Annotated in this window: 15 protein-coding genes; 10 read left to right on the top strand and 5 right to left on the bottom strand. The window is 68.8% G+C overall.

Going from position 1 to position 15,039, the window contains the following annotated elements; translation table 11 throughout:
* Positions 1 to 45 precede the first annotated feature (45 nt).
* From MUN78_RS03215 to MUN78_RS03260, 10 genes are all read left to right on the top strand, one after another.
* The gene (locus tag MUN78_RS03215) at positions 46 to 993 is read left to right on the top strand and encodes a substrate-binding domain-containing protein (protein WP_244728766.1); all 948 of its coding nucleotides are present in this window, start codon (positions 46 to 48) and stop codon (positions 991 to 993) included.
* Between the two features lie 7 nt (positions 994 to 1,000).
* Positions 1,001 to 2,539 carry a sugar ABC transporter ATP-binding protein gene (locus MUN78_RS03220; protein ID WP_244693125.1) on the top strand — a complete coding sequence of 513 codons (1,539 nt, stop codon included), beginning with the start codon at positions 1,001 to 1,003 and terminating at the stop codon, positions 2,537 to 2,539.
* Between the two features lie 65 nt (positions 2,540 to 2,604).
* The gene (locus MUN78_RS03225) at positions 2,605 to 3,534 is read left to right on the top strand and encodes an ABC transporter permease subunit (RefSeq protein ID WP_244728768.1); all 930 of its coding nucleotides are present in this window, start codon (positions 2,605 to 2,607) and stop codon (positions 3,532 to 3,534) included.
* 18 nt (positions 3,535 to 3,552) lie between these two features.
* The gene (locus MUN78_RS03230; protein ID WP_244728770.1) at positions 3,553 to 3,867 is read left to right on the top strand and encodes a putative quinol monooxygenase; all 315 of its coding nucleotides are present in this window, start codon (positions 3,553 to 3,555) and stop codon (positions 3,865 to 3,867) included.
* Positions 3,868 to 4,088: 221 nt separating this feature from the next.
* Positions 4,089 to 5,645 carry a sugar ABC transporter ATP-binding protein gene (locus MUN78_RS03235; RefSeq protein ID WP_244728771.1) on the top strand — a complete coding sequence of 519 codons (1,557 nt, stop codon included), beginning with the start codon at positions 4,089 to 4,091 and terminating at the stop codon, positions 5,643 to 5,645.
* A complete protein-coding gene (locus tag MUN78_RS03240; RefSeq protein WP_244728773.1) occupies positions 5,642 to 6,649 on the top strand; it encodes an ABC transporter permease in 1,008 nt (335 codons plus the stop codon). Before MUN78_RS03235 ends, MUN78_RS03240 begins: the two co-directional genes overlap by 4 nt.
* A 74-nt stretch (positions 6,650 to 6,723) precedes the next feature.
* Complete coding sequence (locus tag MUN78_RS03245; RefSeq protein WP_244693133.1) at positions 6,724 to 7,743, top strand: sugar ABC transporter substrate-binding protein; 1,020 nt, start codon at positions 6,724 to 6,726, stop codon at positions 7,741 to 7,743.
* Between the two features lie 65 nt (positions 7,744 to 7,808).
* Positions 7,809 to 8,783, top strand: coding sequence for an L-idonate 5-dehydrogenase (locus MUN78_RS03250; protein WP_244728775.1), 975 nt, complete (start codon positions 7,809 to 7,811; stop codon positions 8,781 to 8,783).
* A gap of 158 nt (positions 8,784 to 8,941) precedes the next feature.
* On the top strand, positions 8,942 to 9,826 hold the full coding sequence (locus tag MUN78_RS03255) for a transketolase (protein WP_244728777.1): 885 nt from the start codon (positions 8,942 to 8,944) through the stop codon (positions 9,824 to 9,826).
* The gene (locus MUN78_RS03260; protein ID WP_244693138.1) at positions 9,826 to 10,812 is read left to right on the top strand and encodes a transketolase family protein; all 987 of its coding nucleotides are present in this window, start codon (positions 9,826 to 9,828) and stop codon (positions 10,810 to 10,812) included. The genes MUN78_RS03255 and MUN78_RS03260 overlap by 1 nt, the downstream gene beginning before the upstream one ends.
* Before the next feature lie 51 nt (positions 10,813 to 10,863).
* Here MUN78_RS03260 and MUN78_RS03265 read toward each other — a convergent pair whose 3' ends face one another.
* The 5 genes from MUN78_RS03265 to MUN78_RS03285 are packed head-to-tail and all read right to left on the bottom strand — an operon-like array spanning position 10,864 to position 14,995.
* Complete coding sequence (locus MUN78_RS03265; RefSeq protein WP_244728778.1) at positions 10,864 to 11,736, bottom strand: MurR/RpiR family transcriptional regulator; 873 nt, start codon at positions 11,734 to 11,736, stop codon at positions 10,864 to 10,866.
* Between the two features lie 54 nt (positions 11,737 to 11,790).
* Positions 11,791 to 12,732: an NAD(P)-dependent oxidoreductase gene (locus tag MUN78_RS03270; RefSeq protein ID WP_244728780.1), complete on the bottom strand. Its 942-nt coding sequence runs from the start codon at positions 12,730 to 12,732 to the stop codon at positions 11,791 to 11,793.
* A gap of 5 nt (positions 12,733 to 12,737) precedes the next feature.
* Complete coding sequence (locus MUN78_RS03275) at positions 12,738 to 13,712, bottom strand: shikimate dehydrogenase family protein (RefSeq protein WP_244728782.1); 975 nt, start codon at positions 13,710 to 13,712, stop codon at positions 12,738 to 12,740.
* Positions 13,713 to 13,718: 6 nt separating this feature from the next.
* Entirely contained in the window at positions 13,719 to 14,393 is a 675-nt protein-coding gene (gene eda, locus MUN78_RS03280) for a bifunctional 4-hydroxy-2-oxoglutarate aldolase/2-dehydro-3-deoxy-phosphogluconate aldolase (RefSeq protein WP_244728784.1), read from the bottom strand.
* A gap of 2 nt (positions 14,394 to 14,395) precedes the next feature.
* Positions 14,396 to 14,995, bottom strand: a complete 600-nt coding sequence (locus MUN78_RS03285; protein WP_244693145.1) for a glucose-6-phosphate isomerase family protein — start codon at positions 14,993 to 14,995, stop codon at positions 14,396 to 14,398.
* Between the last annotated feature and the right edge of the window lie 44 nt (positions 14,996 to 15,039).

Genomic DNA, 15,039 nt, shown 5'->3' on the forward strand with positions numbered 1-15,039 from the left:
GCGAGCACTGTCGCTCGTCCTCCACAACACCCACGAGGAAATCACATGCGAAATCACTCACAGACTGCAGCGGCCCTGGCGGGCCTCGCCCTGATCGGCGCCTTCGGCCTCACCGCGTGCTCCGGCACCGGCGGCGCGAGCGGCGATGCGGACGCCTTGACCGTCGGCGTGACCGTTGCCAACAGCACCAACCCGTTCTTCCAAGCCGAGACCGCGACCGCGAAGTCCTACGGGGCGGAGCAGGGACTCGAGGTGCTCTCGCAGGTCGCCGATGAGGACGTGCAGAAGCAGTCGAACCAGATCGACCAGTTCGTCACCTCGGGTGTCGACTTCATCGTCGTGGATGCGGCCGACACGGACGGCGTCGGCCCCGCGGTGAAACGCGCCGTGGAGGCGGGCATCCCGGTGATCGGCGTCGACAATCAGTCGAAGAACGCCTCGGTGAACATCACCACCGACAACACGCAGGCGGGTGAGATCTCCTGCCAGTCGCTCGCCGAGCAGCTCGACGGCGCGGGAAAGATCGCGATCCTGAACGGCACGCCCGTGTCCGCGGTCGACGACCGGGTCGCGGGCTGCAAGGAGGCGCTCAAGGCCTTCCCCGACATCGAGATCGTCGCCGACCAGCGCGGTGAGAACAGCCGCGACTCGGCGCTTCCGCTCGCCACCGACATCCTCACCGCGAATCCCGATCTGGACGGCTTCTTCGCCATCAACGATCCCTCGGCCGCCGGCGTCATGCTGGCGGCGAAGCAGAAGGGGGCGGACATCATCATCACCTCCGTCGACGGGGCCGCCGACGCCACGGATGTGATCGCGGACCAGGGCATGATCACGGCGACCTCCGCGCAGGATCCCGCCGCGCTGATGCGGGAGGCCATCGACACGGGCATGAAGCTGGTCGGGGGCGAGCAGGCAGCCGAGCCGCTGATCCTCGTTCCCACGACCCTCATCGACGCCTCCAACGTCGCCGAGTACGAGCCCTGGGGATGAATCGCGCATGACCTCGAATGAGTCGCATCCGGTCGTCGCCTCACTGAGATCGGTGACCAAGTCCTTCGACGGGACGACGGTCGTGCGCGGTGTCGATCTGGATGTTCGAGCGGGCGAGGTGCATATCCTTGCCGGTGAGAACGGTGCGGGGAAGTCGACCCTGACGAAGCTGCTCGCGGGAATCCATCAGCCCGACAGCGGATGGGTGGAGATCGGCGGTCGCCGCGGTCCGTTCGACGTCAGATCCGCGAACGAGGCCGGGGTCACGATCGTGCATCAGGAACTCCTCGTCGCTCCGAATCTCACCGTGGCCGACAACCTGGCGATGGGCCGGGAGCACCGCAAGGGCTGGGGCCTGCTGGACCGGGCGACGACCGCGGCCCGAGCGCGCGAGCAGCTCGACCGCGTCGGTGCCGAGTTCTCGGTGCACGCGCGCGCCGACGAGCTCACCGTGGCGGAGCATCAGCTCATCGAGATCGCCCGGGCTCTGGCGCAGAAGCCGCGGATCCTGATCCTCGATGAGCCCACCTCGGCGCTCTCGGCGACCGAGACGCAACGGCTGCTCGGGATCGTCGCAGAACTGCGGGACGCCGGGACCGCGATCATCTACATCACCCACCGCATGGACGAGATCGAGCAGATCGCGGACGTGGTGACCGTGATGCGCGATGGAGCGCACATCGCCACACTCGGCAAGGAGGAGGCGACGCCCGAGACGATCGTCCTCCGCATGGTGGGCCGCAAGATCGAGAGCCTCTTCGCGACCGGTCGTCGCGAGCCTGGCGAGACCGTCCTGCGCGTGGAATCGCTCGGCGACGGCCGGGAGATCGGACCGATCGACCTCGAGGTGCGGGCCGGCGAGGTCGTCGGCATCGGCGGCCTGATCGGATCGGGTCGCAGCGAGTTCCTGCGTCTGATCTTCGGGGCGGACCGCGCCGTCACCGGCACCGTGACGGTCGACGGCGCGGAGCTCAAGCGGGGGTCGCCGAGCGCGGCGATTCGAGCGGGGGTCGCCATGCTCCCCGAGAGCCGGAAGACCCAGGGTCTCGTGCTCGAGCAGTCGATCACGTCGAACGTCGTCGTCGCCGAGCTCCCGGGTATGGCGACGGGCGGCATCATCCTGCCGACGACCATGCGGAGGGTCGCGGCGAAGGCGAGGGACCGGCTCAAGATCAAGAACGCGTCGCTGCAGCAGAACGTCGTCGCGCTCTCGGGCGGCAACCAGCAGAAGGTGCTGTTCGCGAAGTGGCTGGAGACGAAGCCGCGCGTGCTCATCCTTGATGAGCCGACCCGGGGCGTGGATGTCGGCGCGAAGGCCGATATCTACCGCATCATCGACGAGTGCGCGAAGGAGGGCGTCGCGGTCCTCGTCGTCTCGTCCGAGCTCCCCGAACTCATCGGCCTCAGCGACCGCGTGCATGTGATGCGCGACGGCAAGCTCGTGGCGGAACTGCCCGCCGAGCATCTCAGCGAGGAAACCATCATGGCGCACGCCTTCGGCCTGGCGCCCGAGACGAATCACTCACTCACGGAAGTAGCCCCATGACTCTCACCACCACACCCGAGACCGCTCCACGGTCCGCCGATCGCGCGCCGTCGAGGTTCAGCTCATTGACCCGCAGCGGCGTCCTGGGCATCCTGGTCGCGCTCATCGCATTGATCGTCGTCATGGCCATCATCGCCCCCTACTTCGGTACGACCCGCAACCTCCTCGAAGTCGTGCGCCAGGTCTCCGCCATCGCCATCCTCGCGGCAGGCGGCACGTTCGTCATCCTGACGGCGGGCATCGATCTGTCGGTGGGGTCCGCCCTCGGAGTGACCGCGATGGCCGCCATCGTCACGGCGAACAGCGGGGCGCCGTGGTTCGTCTCCGTCGTCGTGGCGCTCGCGGCGGGAGCCGCCATCGGGGCCATCAACGGCGTGTTCATCGCTCGTTTCGCGCTTCCGGCCTTCATCGTGACGCTGGCCGCGCTGACGTATCTGCGCGGCATCGTCTACGTGGGCACCGGGGGGACGACCCTGGTGCCGCCATCGGTCGACTTCGCCTGGATCGGCCAAGGGCACCTCCTCGGCATCCCCGTCGCCGCACTCGTCATGCTCGCGGTCTACATCGTCGGCTGGTTCCTGCTCGAGCGGACCGTCTTCGGCCGCCACGTCTACACCATCGGCGGCAACGAAGAGGCCGCGCGACTCAGCGGCATCCCCGTCCGGCGCGTGATCTTCACCGTCTACATCATCGCGGGCCTGTGCGCCGGAATCGCGGGGCTGATCGTCTCGGCGCGCCTCGAAAGCGCGGTTCCCGATCTCGGCACCGGGTACGAGCTCGACGCGATCGCGGCGATCGTGCTCGGAGGCACGTCGCTCATGGGCGGACGGGGGTCGCTCGTCGGCACCCTCATCGGCGCCCTGTTCATCGCCGTGCTGTCCAACGGCATGACATTGCTCAACGTCGAGTCCTTCTACCAGCAGATCATCAAGGGCATCGTGATCCTGCTCGCCGTGCTCATCGACACCCTGCGCCGCAAGGGCGCCAAGTCCTGAACGAAAGGAACACCCGACATGCCGACTCCGCTGATCGTCATCGTGCGGCTCCGACCCCGCGCTGGCGCTGAGGACGAGCTGCTCGACGTCTTCCGTCGGTTCTCGCCCGGCGTCTTCCTGGAGCGGGGCTGCGAGAAATTCGCCCTGCACCGCGATGACGACGCGTTCATGGTCGTCGAGCGGTGGGAGAGCCGCGAGATCTGGGAGGAGCATCTCGCGCAGCCCGAGAACGCGCGCCTCAACGCCGCGCTCGCGCCGCTGCTCGCGCACCCCGCGGACGTCTGGGATCTGCTCCCGCTCGAGATCGGCGACCCGGAGAAGTCGCTCATCTGACCCTGGGCCGAGACGCCGAAGCGCTGGTGCCGTCGATCGAGGTCGATGGCACCAGCGCTTCGGCGCGCCCGCTCGACTTCCCGATTTTCGGGATTCCCCTGCCTCGTTTGGGTGCAGAAATTGAGAATGGCGCGTTAATTTATTGTTAAATGGACATGTCGTCCAAAATATGGTTAATTGTCTTCGTACGGTTCACGAGAGCCGCGAAGGGGCGGGGAGCAATGACGCAGCAGGACCATCCGCAGAGGGTCGACGGAGCTCCGGGATCTGGCGGGCAGATCGTCTTCGAGGCCCGCGCGGTCAGCCGGAGCTATCCGGGAGTGCAGGCCCTCGACGGAGTGACCCTGAGCGGGCACGGGGGCAAGGTGCTCGCGATCTGCGGTGCCAACGGCGCGGGCAAGTCGACCCTCGCGAAGATTCTCGCCGGGATCGAGACTCCGAGTTCCGGCAGCGTGCGGGTCGTGGGCGCGGACGTCGAGATCGATTCACCGGCCTCGGCATTCGATGCGGGCGTGCTGCTCATGCACCAGGAGCCCGTGCTGATCGACACGTTCACCATCGAGGAGAACGTGATGCTGCGCGGCCTCTCGGGCGCCGACGGAAACCGGGCCTGGCGGACGGTGCAGAAGCCCGATCGCGCGAAGGTGCGCGAGGCGCTCGCCGCCGTGGGGATGGAAGACGTGCCGTTGACCTGCCTGGCCGGCTCGCTCGGGCCCGGTCAACGGCAGATGCTCGCGTTGAGTCGAGCAGTGATCCAGCCGCACCGGGTGCTGCTGCTCGACGAGACCACCGCGTCGAGCACCGAGGAGCATTTCAAGGACGTCCAGGCCCTCGTCGAGCGTGAGAAGGCGGCGGGCGTCGCCGTCGTGTTCGTCTCCCACCGCATGCCCGAGGTCTTCGCGCTCGCCGACGACATCGCCGTGCTGCGCGGTGGGAGGCTCATCGATGTGGTCGATGCGCGGGAGACCGACCAGGACGAAGTCCTCTCGCTCATGATCGGCGAGGCCGTCGCCGCGCTCGAGCCGCCGAGGTACGAGCCCCCCGAGGGCGCGCCGCCGCTCGTCGAGGTTTCCGGCTGGAACGCGGGATCGGCCCGCGACATCTCCTTCGAGATCGGCGCGGGCGAGGTGCTCGGCATCTACGGACTCGTCGGCAGCGGTCGCAGCTCGGTCGCCCGCTCGCTCTCGGGCCATCAGCCGTCGTCCGGCGGCGCGATGAGACTCGGCGGAGCGACCTTGAGACCGGATTCGGTGAAGCGCGCCCTGCGGGCCGGAATCGTCTACGTGCCCGAGGATCGGAAGAAGGAGGGGTTCATCCCCGACTTCTCCAACGGGCAGAACCTGACGCTCGCGACGCTCGGCAAGAACAGCCGGGGCGGGGTACTGAGCCCGTCGCGAGAGCGGGCGCGGGTGCGCGAGCTGATCGCCAAGTACCAGGTGAAGGGCGGGGGCGCCACGCTCACGCGATCGCTTTCGGGCGGCAACCAGCAGAAGGTCTGCATCGCCAAATGGATGGAGACCGAGCCGGACCTGGTGGTGCTCGACGAGCCCACGAAGGGCATCGACGTCGGCGCCCGCATGAACATCTACGAGATCATCCGAGATCTCGCGGCGCAGGGGAAGTCCGTGCTGGTGATCACCAGCGAGGCCGAAGAGGCGCTGATGCTCTGCAATCGCGTCGCGGTGCTGCGCGATGGAGCACTGGTCGCCGAGTACTCGACGGCCGACGCCACGACCGATGATTTGATCCGAGCCTCGCTCGGGGGAGAGACCGCATGACTGACATCGCAACGCATCCGACACGTCCCCAGCCGAGGGCCGACCGAGAGGGGCCGGGGTCGGCGTTCCTCGGCTGGCTCTCCGGCCAGTACGCCCTGGGGATTCTCGTCGTGCTCCTCGTCATCGCCGGACTGTCGACGAGCGCCTTCTTCACCCCGCGCAACCTCACGAACGTCATCCTGCAGGTGTCGGTCGTCGGCATCGTCGCGCTCGCGCAGTTCCTCGTCGTCCTCACCGGCGGCATCGACATCAGCGTCGGCTCGGTCGTGGGGCTCTCGGGCGTGCTCGCGGCGGGGCTGTTCGGGGGCGAGAACGTCCTCGTCGCCATCCTGGTGGCGCTGGCCGTGGGGCTGCTGGTCGGAGTGATCAACGGGTATCTGGTCGCGTTCAGAGGGCTCGAGGCCTTCATCGTGACGCTGGGAATGATGGCGCTCGCCCGGGGACTCGTGTATGCGCAGACCGAAGGGGTGCCCGTGAGCCCGGGAGCCGAGAACTTCCGCGTCATCGCGACGACCGCCGTCGGCCCGGTGCCGTTGCTCGGCATCATCTGGATCGCCATCGCCGTCGGCATCTGGTTCCTGGTGAGCCGCACCGTCTTCGGCCGGCGCGTCTACGCGCTCGGCAGCAGCCGTCAAGCCGCGGAGGCTTCGGGCATCCCGGTGCGCAGCACCACGCTCTGGGTGTACATGATCGCCGGTCTGCTCGTCGGCTTCGCCGGTTTTCTGCTGGCGTCACGCGTCGGATCGGCGACCCCGACCGGCGGGTTGAACTATGAGCTCGACACCATCGCCGCGGTCGTGATCGGCGGGGCGAGCCTCGTCGGAGGCCGAGGCAGGGTCTTCGGCACCGTCGTCGGCGTGCTCATCTTCGGGGTGATCTCGAACCTGCTCGTGCTGCTCAACGTCTCGACCTTCCTCCAGGACGCCTTCCGCGGCGGCCTGATCCTCGTCGCCGTTCTGCTCACGACGATCCAGCTCCGCGCCCGGAAGCGCGCGGCTGCCTAGTCCGTCGCTTCGGAAGCGCATCCCGTCGACCTCGGTCGGCACCGTCCCACGCCAGAAATCAGATTGGAATCCTCATGAAGTTCATCCGTCGAACCGCGAAGGTCGCGGCCGTTGCCGGCTCGCTCGCGCTGGTGCTCTCGGGCTGCTCCACCATCGGCAGCGATACGGGAGGCGGTGATCGGGAAGCCGGCGGGAAAGCGCTCGATGAGGTCGTCATCGGCTTCGCGCAGCGCCAGGTCGATGCGCCCTACTTCGCCGCAATGGTGCAGATCGCCGAAGACCGCGCGAAGGCCGAGGGCTGGGAAGTGCGCGTGCAGAACGCCGATGGCGACGCCGTGACGCAGATCGATCAGGCGCAGACCCTCGTGAGCCAAGGGGTCGACGTGCTCGTCGTCGACTCGATGAGCCCCGCCAGCCAGAAGGTGCAGTTCGCCGATATCGCTCAGGAAGTCCCGCTCGTGTTCGTCGACACCGGCATCGATGAGGTCGGTATCACGACGGTGCAATCGGACAACTACGAGATCGGGAAGCTCTCGGGCGGTCTCACCGCCGAACGCATCGGCGCGGGCTCCGAGATCACTGTCGCCGTACTCAACGGCGGTCCGGATGACGAGGTCGTCGGGCCCCAGCGTCAGCAGGGCTTCCTGGACGGTCTCGAAGCAGGCGGCGTCGGCTACGAGGTCGTGGCCGAGCAGCCGGCCGTGTACTCGCAGGATCGCGCGGTGCCCGCGACCGAGAACATCCTGTCGGCGCACCCCGATGTCGACCTGATCCTGGGGCTCAACGACTCGATGGCCCTGGGCGCGCTGACCGTGCTCGAGGATCAGGGGAACACGACCACCCTCGTCGCAGCCTCGGCGGACGGCCAGAAAGAGGCCATCAAGAAGATGATGGATGAGGGGTGCGATGCCCAGTACGTCTCCACGGGGCTGAACTCACCCGAACTCGCTGCAGACGAGGCCTTCACGATCGCGCTGCAGATCGCGACCGGCGAGGCCGCGGCGTCCGACTTCGAGCCGGTCATCCACACCGAAGCGGTCGGCATCGACTGCGACAACGCCGCCGAGTACTACAACGCCGACAGCCTGTTCTGAACAGCGGAGGGGTGGAGATGCGTGCAGTGACGGTGCATGGCGCAGGCGATCTGAGGATCGAGCGGGTGGAGCAGCCGCTGCTCGAATCCGATGGGGTGCTCGTGCGGGTCGCCTTCGGAGGGATCTGCGGGAGCGATCTCCACTACTACCGGCACGGCCGGAACGGCATCTACGAGTTGCGGTCGCCCCTGGTCCTGGGGCACGAGATCGTGGGGACCATCGCGGAGATCGCCCCGGGAGTCCCCGGAGACCTGCTCGTCGGGCAGGCCGTGGCGATCCATCCCGCGATCCCCACGCCGCCTCCCGGCGGTGCGGCCGGGCATGGCCTGCACCTCGCTCCAGGAGGGAGCTACCTCGGGAGCGCATCGACGGTGCCGCACACACCGGGTGGCTTCGCCGAGTTCGTGCGGACGACCGCCGATCAGCTCCGCCGGCTGCCCGAGGGGCTGCCGCTGCGGCGCGCAGCGCTGGCCGAGCCGCTGGCCGTCGCACTGCACGGAGTCGACCGCTACGAGGGGGACTACGCGGGCAAGCGCGTGCTCGTGAGCGGCGCCGGGCCGATCGGGTGTCTCGCGATCGCGGCGCTGCGTCGGCGCGGTGCCGGGGAGATCGTGGCGACCGACATGTGGGAAGAGCCGCTGCGCGTCGCGCGCATGGTCGGCGCGGATGAGGCCCGTCGACTCGGGGTCGACCCCCCGCTCGCCGACGACGCGTTCGATGTGGTCATCGAGGCCTCGGGGTCCCCGGCGGCCACGGTGTCCGCGCTGCGGGCGGTGCGACGGGGCGGCACCATCGTGCAGCTGGGCATGCTGCCCGACGGCGAGCTCCCGGTGCCGCTCGCATCGCTCGTGAGCCGCGAGGTCACGCTTCGAGGGTCTCAGCGATTCGATGTCGAACTCGACGAGTCGGTGAGGATTCTCGCGCATTCCGAGGCACTCGACGCCGTCGTCTCTCATGTGTTCCCGGTGGAGCATGCACGCAAGGCGTTCGAGACCGCCGCCGACTCGCGAGGCTCGACGAAAGTGCTGATCGAGTTCTGAGCGCTTCGCCTCCGACGAGGTGCCCGCGTCGCTTCGGCGATGCGGGCATTCGTCATTCGAGGGCGGATGTGTTATCGAAAAATGGACAACATTACCGAAATGTGAGAATCAGATGTACGATGGTGGGATCGCATCGACGAAGTTGGGAGATCAACGCAATGAATGACACGCCGCACGGCGACGCCGGGACCGACCCGGCCGAGGTGGTCGCGCGCCTGCGCGACCGCGCGACCTTCATCCGCACGGAGACCGTGCGCCTCATCGAGATCGCGAAGGTCGGGCACTACAGCTCGGTGTTCTCCGCGGCCGAGATTCTCGCGACGCTCTACTACGACGTCATGCATCTCACGCCCGAGCGCCCGGACGATCCCGATCGCGATCGCTTCACGATCGGCAAGGGGCACGCGGCCGTCGGCATGTACCCGATCCTGGCGGATCTGGGCTACTACCCCATGAGCGCTCTCGACACCTATGCCCACCTGGGCAGCGCGTTCGGCGACCACCCCGACATGACGAAGATCCCGGGCATCGACTTCAGCTCGGGGTCGATCGGACACGCCCTGTCGAACGGCATCGGCATGGCCCTCGCCGGGCGCATGGAGGGGCGCGACTTCTCCGTCTTCGTGATGCTCGGCGACGGCGAGATGCAGGAGGGCCAGGTGTGGGAGGCCGCGATGTCGGCGGCGCACCACAAGCTCGACCGGGTGGTCGCGATCGTCGACCGGAACGGATTCCAGCTGGACGGCGAGGTCGATGACATCATCGGCATCGAGCCCATCGCCGAGAAGTGGCGCGCGTTCGGGTGGCGCGTGGTCGAGGTGGACGGACACGACGTCGAAGCCGTGCGCACGGTGCTGCGCGAAGCGAAGCACCGCGAGCCCGACGGCGTCCCGACCTGCGTCATCGCGAGGACGAGCAAGGGCAAGGGAGTCGCCTACATGGAGGAGGAGCCGGGGTGGCACCTCGGCTATCTCGCGCCGCAGGATGCGGAGCGGGCCGTGGCGGAGATCCGGAACACGAAGACGAAAGGAGCGGACGTCTGATGTCGTCGACGCTTGACGCAGGATCCTGGCAGTACCGCGCGCTGAACGAGCTCAATCCCGGCCTCGACTATTTGTCCCTCGGGCTCGAGGACCTCGTCGCGGCCGGTGCGCCCGTCGTCGCCGGCACGGCCGACCTGACCTACTCGAACGGGCTCAACCGGTTCCAGGCCTCCCATCCCGACCGATTCGTGCAGTTCGGCATCTCCGAGCAGCACATGGTGTCGGCCGCAGCGGGGATGGCGACGGCGGGGACGATGCCGTTCGTCGCGACGTTCGCCTCGTTCCTCGGCCTGCTGTGCTGCGAGCAGATCCGCATGGATGTGGCGTACACGAAGCTGCCGGTGCGGCTCGTCGGTCACCACACGGGCATCTCCTTGGGGTTCTACGGAACGAGCCACCATGCGACCGAGGACATTTCGACCATGCGGGCGATCGCGGGGCTCACGGTCGTCTCGCCCGCCGACGGACCGCAGCTGCGCGCCGCCATCCGCGCGTCGGCCGACTGGCCGGAGCCGATCTACTTCCGCATCAGCCGCGGCCGGGACCCGCAGGTCTACGGGGACGGCGTCGAGTTCGAGTTCGGCAAGGGCATCGAGCATCTGCGCGGCACCGACGTCACCATCATCGCGTGCGGGATCCTCGTGCACGCGGCGCTCCAGGCGGCGGAACGGCTCGCGGAGGAGGGGGTCTCCGTCGGGGTCGTCGACATGCCGACCGTGAAGCCCCTCGACGAGGATCTGGTGCGCGACGTCGCCGGCCGCACCGGCGTGATCATCACCGCCGAGGAGCACAACATCATCGGCGGACTCGGCGCGGCCGTGGCGGAGGTGCTCGCCGAGCATCCCGGAGGAGCGCGCCTGTTCCGGCACGGCATCAGGGACGAGTACAGCCTCATCGCCGCTCCCACGCGCCTCTACGCGCACTACCGGCTCGACGGCCCGGGGCTCGCCGAAGTCGTACGCGAGCAACTGGAACCCCGGAGCTGATCCGCGGGCGGCCCGCGACGCTTCGCGCCGTGGGCCGCCCGAACCGCGCGGCTACTCGGGTGCGCTGCCCGGATCGAGGGTCGAGCGGAACGCGGCGAGCTTCTGCTTCATGCCCCGCAGCCGTGCGAGATTGACGTGCTCTCCCTTCATCGCGGTCGTGGTGGCGAGGATGTCGATCACGACGAGCGCGGCGATGCGGCTGATGGTCGGGGTGTAGACGTCCGTGTCCTCGAGCGTGGCGGTGACGATCGCGACGTCGGACGCGTCGATGAGGGGTCCGGTGCTCGAAGCGGTGATCGTGATGACGTGCGCGCCGTTCGCGCGCGCCTCCGACGCGATCGTGGAGAGCGGCACCGTGCGGCCCGTGTGCGAGACGAGCACGAAGAGGTCGCCCGTGTCCGCGGTCGCGGCCGTCATGAACTGCTGATGCGGATCGGCGAGCGCCGAGCACGGTTTTCCGAAGAGAGCCGCCTTCTGCTCGGCATCCTCCGCGATGATGGACGACGCGCCGAAACCGAAGAAGTGCAGGCGATCCGCCGCCTCGATGAGCGCGATCGCGCGCGCGACCGAGTCGGGATCGAACGACCGCCTGGTGTGGTCGAGGCTCGAGATCGTGTGGTCGAAGATCTTCGTGATGATCGTCGGAAGCGCGTCGCTCTCCTCGATCGCGGAGTGCGTCGTCGGCACGCCGAGCGCCAGGAACCGCGCCATCTCGAGTCGGAATCCCCGGAACCCCGCGAACCCCATGCTCGCGCAGAAGCGGATGACCGTGGGCTCACTGACCCCGGCGGCCCGAGAGACCGCGGCCAACGTCATCCGCGTGACCTCTTCGCGATGCTGGAGCACGTACTCCGCGACCGCCCGCTCCGACCGGCTCAACGCGGGGAGGCGGTCCGAGATCGACTGCAGCAGGGAGGTGGACACGGAATCACTGTAGCGCCACGGGTGCGCGCCACGGCGCCGCCCCGGCGGGATCGGCTATGCGGCCTCGGAGCCGAGGCCGCGGAGCAGATTGTCGACGGCAAGCGAGACCGCGCGGTGCATGCTCTCCTCGGTGAAGCCGCCGAGGTGAGGCGTGGGACGGCACCTCGGATGGCGGAGCAGCGGCGTGAGCGCGGGCGGTTCGGCGTCGAAGGCATCGACCGCGTACGCCCCGAGTCGTCCGCTTTCGAGGGCATCGAGCACGGCCGCATCGTCGACGAGGGACGACCGCGCCGTATTGATGAGGATCGCCCCGTGTCGCAGCGCCCGGAGCGCGTCGGCGTCGACAAGCGGTCGGTCGCCGGGCGGGCTGTGCAGCGTGATGACGTCCGACGACGAGAACAGCTCGGCGGTGTCGACCATGCGGGCGAGGCTGCTCTGCTCGACGAAGGGATCGCTCGCGAGCACGTCGGCGCCGAAGGAGGCGGCCACGGCCGCGACGGTGCGGCCGATCGCCCCGAGCCCCACGATCCCGACCGTGCGATTGCCGAGTTCGCCGCCGCGGGTGCGATCCCATTCGCCGGCCCGCACCGCGGCAACCGCCCCGTCGAAGTCTCGGAGCGCCGCGAGCATATGCAGTACGGTCAGCTCCGCGACGCCCGGGGCGTTGGCGGCGCGCGCGACCTCGACCGCGATGCCCGCCGCCGCTGCGGCCGACATGTCGATCGCGTCCGTCCCCACGCCGTTGCGCGAGATCACGCGCAGGGCCGGAGCGGAGCGGAGCGCCTCGGCGGAGACCGGTTCGACTCCCGCGAGATAGCCGACGACGTCCTGCGAGAGCAGGTCCGAGAGCTCGGTCTCGTCCGGAGTGCGGCCGGGCGGTCCCGGCAGCAGCTCGTATCCGGCCTCGATCAGCGGAGCCAGCTCCGGCACGTTCTCGAGGCCCGCCGAGGTGAGAGAGCGCGGCGTGACGAGAATGCGTTCGCGTGCTGCGATCATGGTGTTCAGGCCTCCCGCGCGTCGCGGGCGATCGCCCCGAGGCGATCGAAGGCCGCGCCCGAGGTCGGGATGTCGACGTCGAAGACCTCGGCGATGACGCGGGTCCATCCGTGGATGAAGTAGACCCATCCATCGTGCACGTCGAGATCGCGCTCGCCCTCCTGCGCTCGCGCCTGGTCGAGAAAGACGAGGTCGCCGCGGTAGTTCAGATCCCACACCCGGGCCCGCGCGGGGAAGACCGCGGCGTCGCTGAGCGGGGATCCCGGGGCGTCCTTCCCCAGGCCGGTGGCGTTGACGATGACGCTCCCCGCCGGCATCGAAGCGAGGACGGCGTCGTTCTCGACGGGATGCGGACTCAGCACGCATCGCAGCGGTACATCGGTCCCGAATCCCGCGTAGACCTCCGCCAGGGAATCGAGACGCGCCTGACTGCGGTTGCTCACCACGATCTCGGCGGGCACATCGGAGCCGCGCTCGGCTCGGGTCAGGTGCCAGGCCATGGCGATCGCCGAGCCGCCGGCACCCATGAGGAACACGGAGCGACCCGGCCACTCGCCGTCGGCGACGATCGCGTCGAGTGCGTAGCCCGCGGTGATCGGGTCCTTCGCGTGGGCGCGCAGCTGCCCGTCACGCCGGGAGATGCAGCTGATCTCGTCCATGAGCACGGTCAACGGATCCGCGTAGTCGAACAGGTCCGCGGCCGCCTGATACAGGTCGAGCTTGTGCGTGGTGACGAGCGCCCCGATGCTGAGTGCGTCGTCGCGGAAGAACTGGACGACGGCCCGGTAGTCGTCCACCGGGGCGTGCAGCGGGAGGTCGATGCCGACGAAGTCGACGTCCCCGAGGCCGAGCTCCTCGGCCCACAACGGGAAGACCCGTCGTATCGAGGACTTCGCGGTGCTGACGCCGATGAAGTAGAACGTGCGGCGCCTCGCCGGGTGCAGCGTCGTGGCGGTGAACGTCGGGTACTGGTCGGTCATGTCGGGTTACGCTCCTGCGGTCGAGAGGGCCGCGGTGGCGCCCGCGGCGAGTGCGGTGATCTGCGCCCATTCCCCGGCGGCGACGAGTGCCCGGGGGGCCACCCAGCTGCCACCGATGGCGGTCACCGCGGGAATGGCGAGATAGCTCGCGGCGTTGTGCGCGCCGATCCCGCCGGTGGGCATGAACGAGAGGCCGGTGTGCGCGAACGGGGCCGACAGCTGCGCGAGCGCCGCCGCCCCGCCGTTCGCCTCCGCGGGAAAGAACTTCACCGTCGTGTGCCCCTCGGCGAGACGCTGCTGGATCTCTCCCGCCCCGGTGACCCCCGGGATCACGAGCAGGCCGCGTTCGAGGGCCCGCGCCGCGGTCAGCGGATCCCAGCCCGGGCTCACACCGAAGGCGGCACCGGCATCCGCAGCCGCGTCGACGTCCGACGGGGTGAGGAGCGTTCCCGCTCCCACAATGCTGTCCGTGCCCGATGCGGCGGCACGCACCGCATCGGCGCCGGCGGACGTGCGGAAGGTGATCTCGACGATCGTGATTCCGCCTGCGGCGAGGGCGCGGGTCAGCGGAACCGCCTGCGCCGGGTCATCGATCTCGATGACGGGAACGACGCGATTCCCGCTGAGGAGCGCTCTGGCGGTCGCCGAGAGCTCGGCCTGCGCGTCCCGCCGGGTGGGCACGCCTACGCCTTCCGGTAGCCGACGTGGTCGGCGTTCTCGCGGAGCGTCCAGCCGCCGGCGCCGTCCGTGACGACGATCCGCCGCATGCCGCCGGCGTCGGCGATGAGCTGGTAGTCCTGCCCGGCATCGGTGGCGTACGTGAAGAGCGTCACGAAGGGCTCATCGCCGACGTTGACGCTGCGGTGCACCCATTCGCCTGGCACGTTCACCGCTGAGCCGGGGGTGAGTTCGACCGCCTCGCTCCTGCCGTCGATGGTGTCGAGCAGCATGACACCGCGCCCCGAGAGGCAGTAGTAGAGTTCGGCGCGGTCCGAGACCTCGTGGAGATGCCCGCGAGTCACGGCGAACTCCTCGCCGTAGCGTCCCGGAAGGAGGCGGGAGGTGCCGATGGTCAAGGCGCCGGAGTGGGGGCCGTGGTCCTGGGACTCGACGCGGTAGACGAGCGCGTCGGCTCCCTGCGCGACGACGGCCGCATCGTAGGCGGCGCTGTCGCGGTACACGCCGCGCATATCGCCGAGGTGCTTCGAGTAGATGCCGTTGTTGCCCGTCAGCGTGCCGTCCGATGAGACGACGAGCTGGGCGGGGAGATCGAGTTCGGGCACGAGAGTCCTTCCATCAGCGTGAAGTTTCGTAGTAATGCTACATG

This window comes from Leucobacter allii (assembly GCF_022919155.1).
GTDB lineage: Bacteria > Actinomycetota > Actinomycetes > Actinomycetales > Microbacteriaceae > Leucobacter > Leucobacter allii.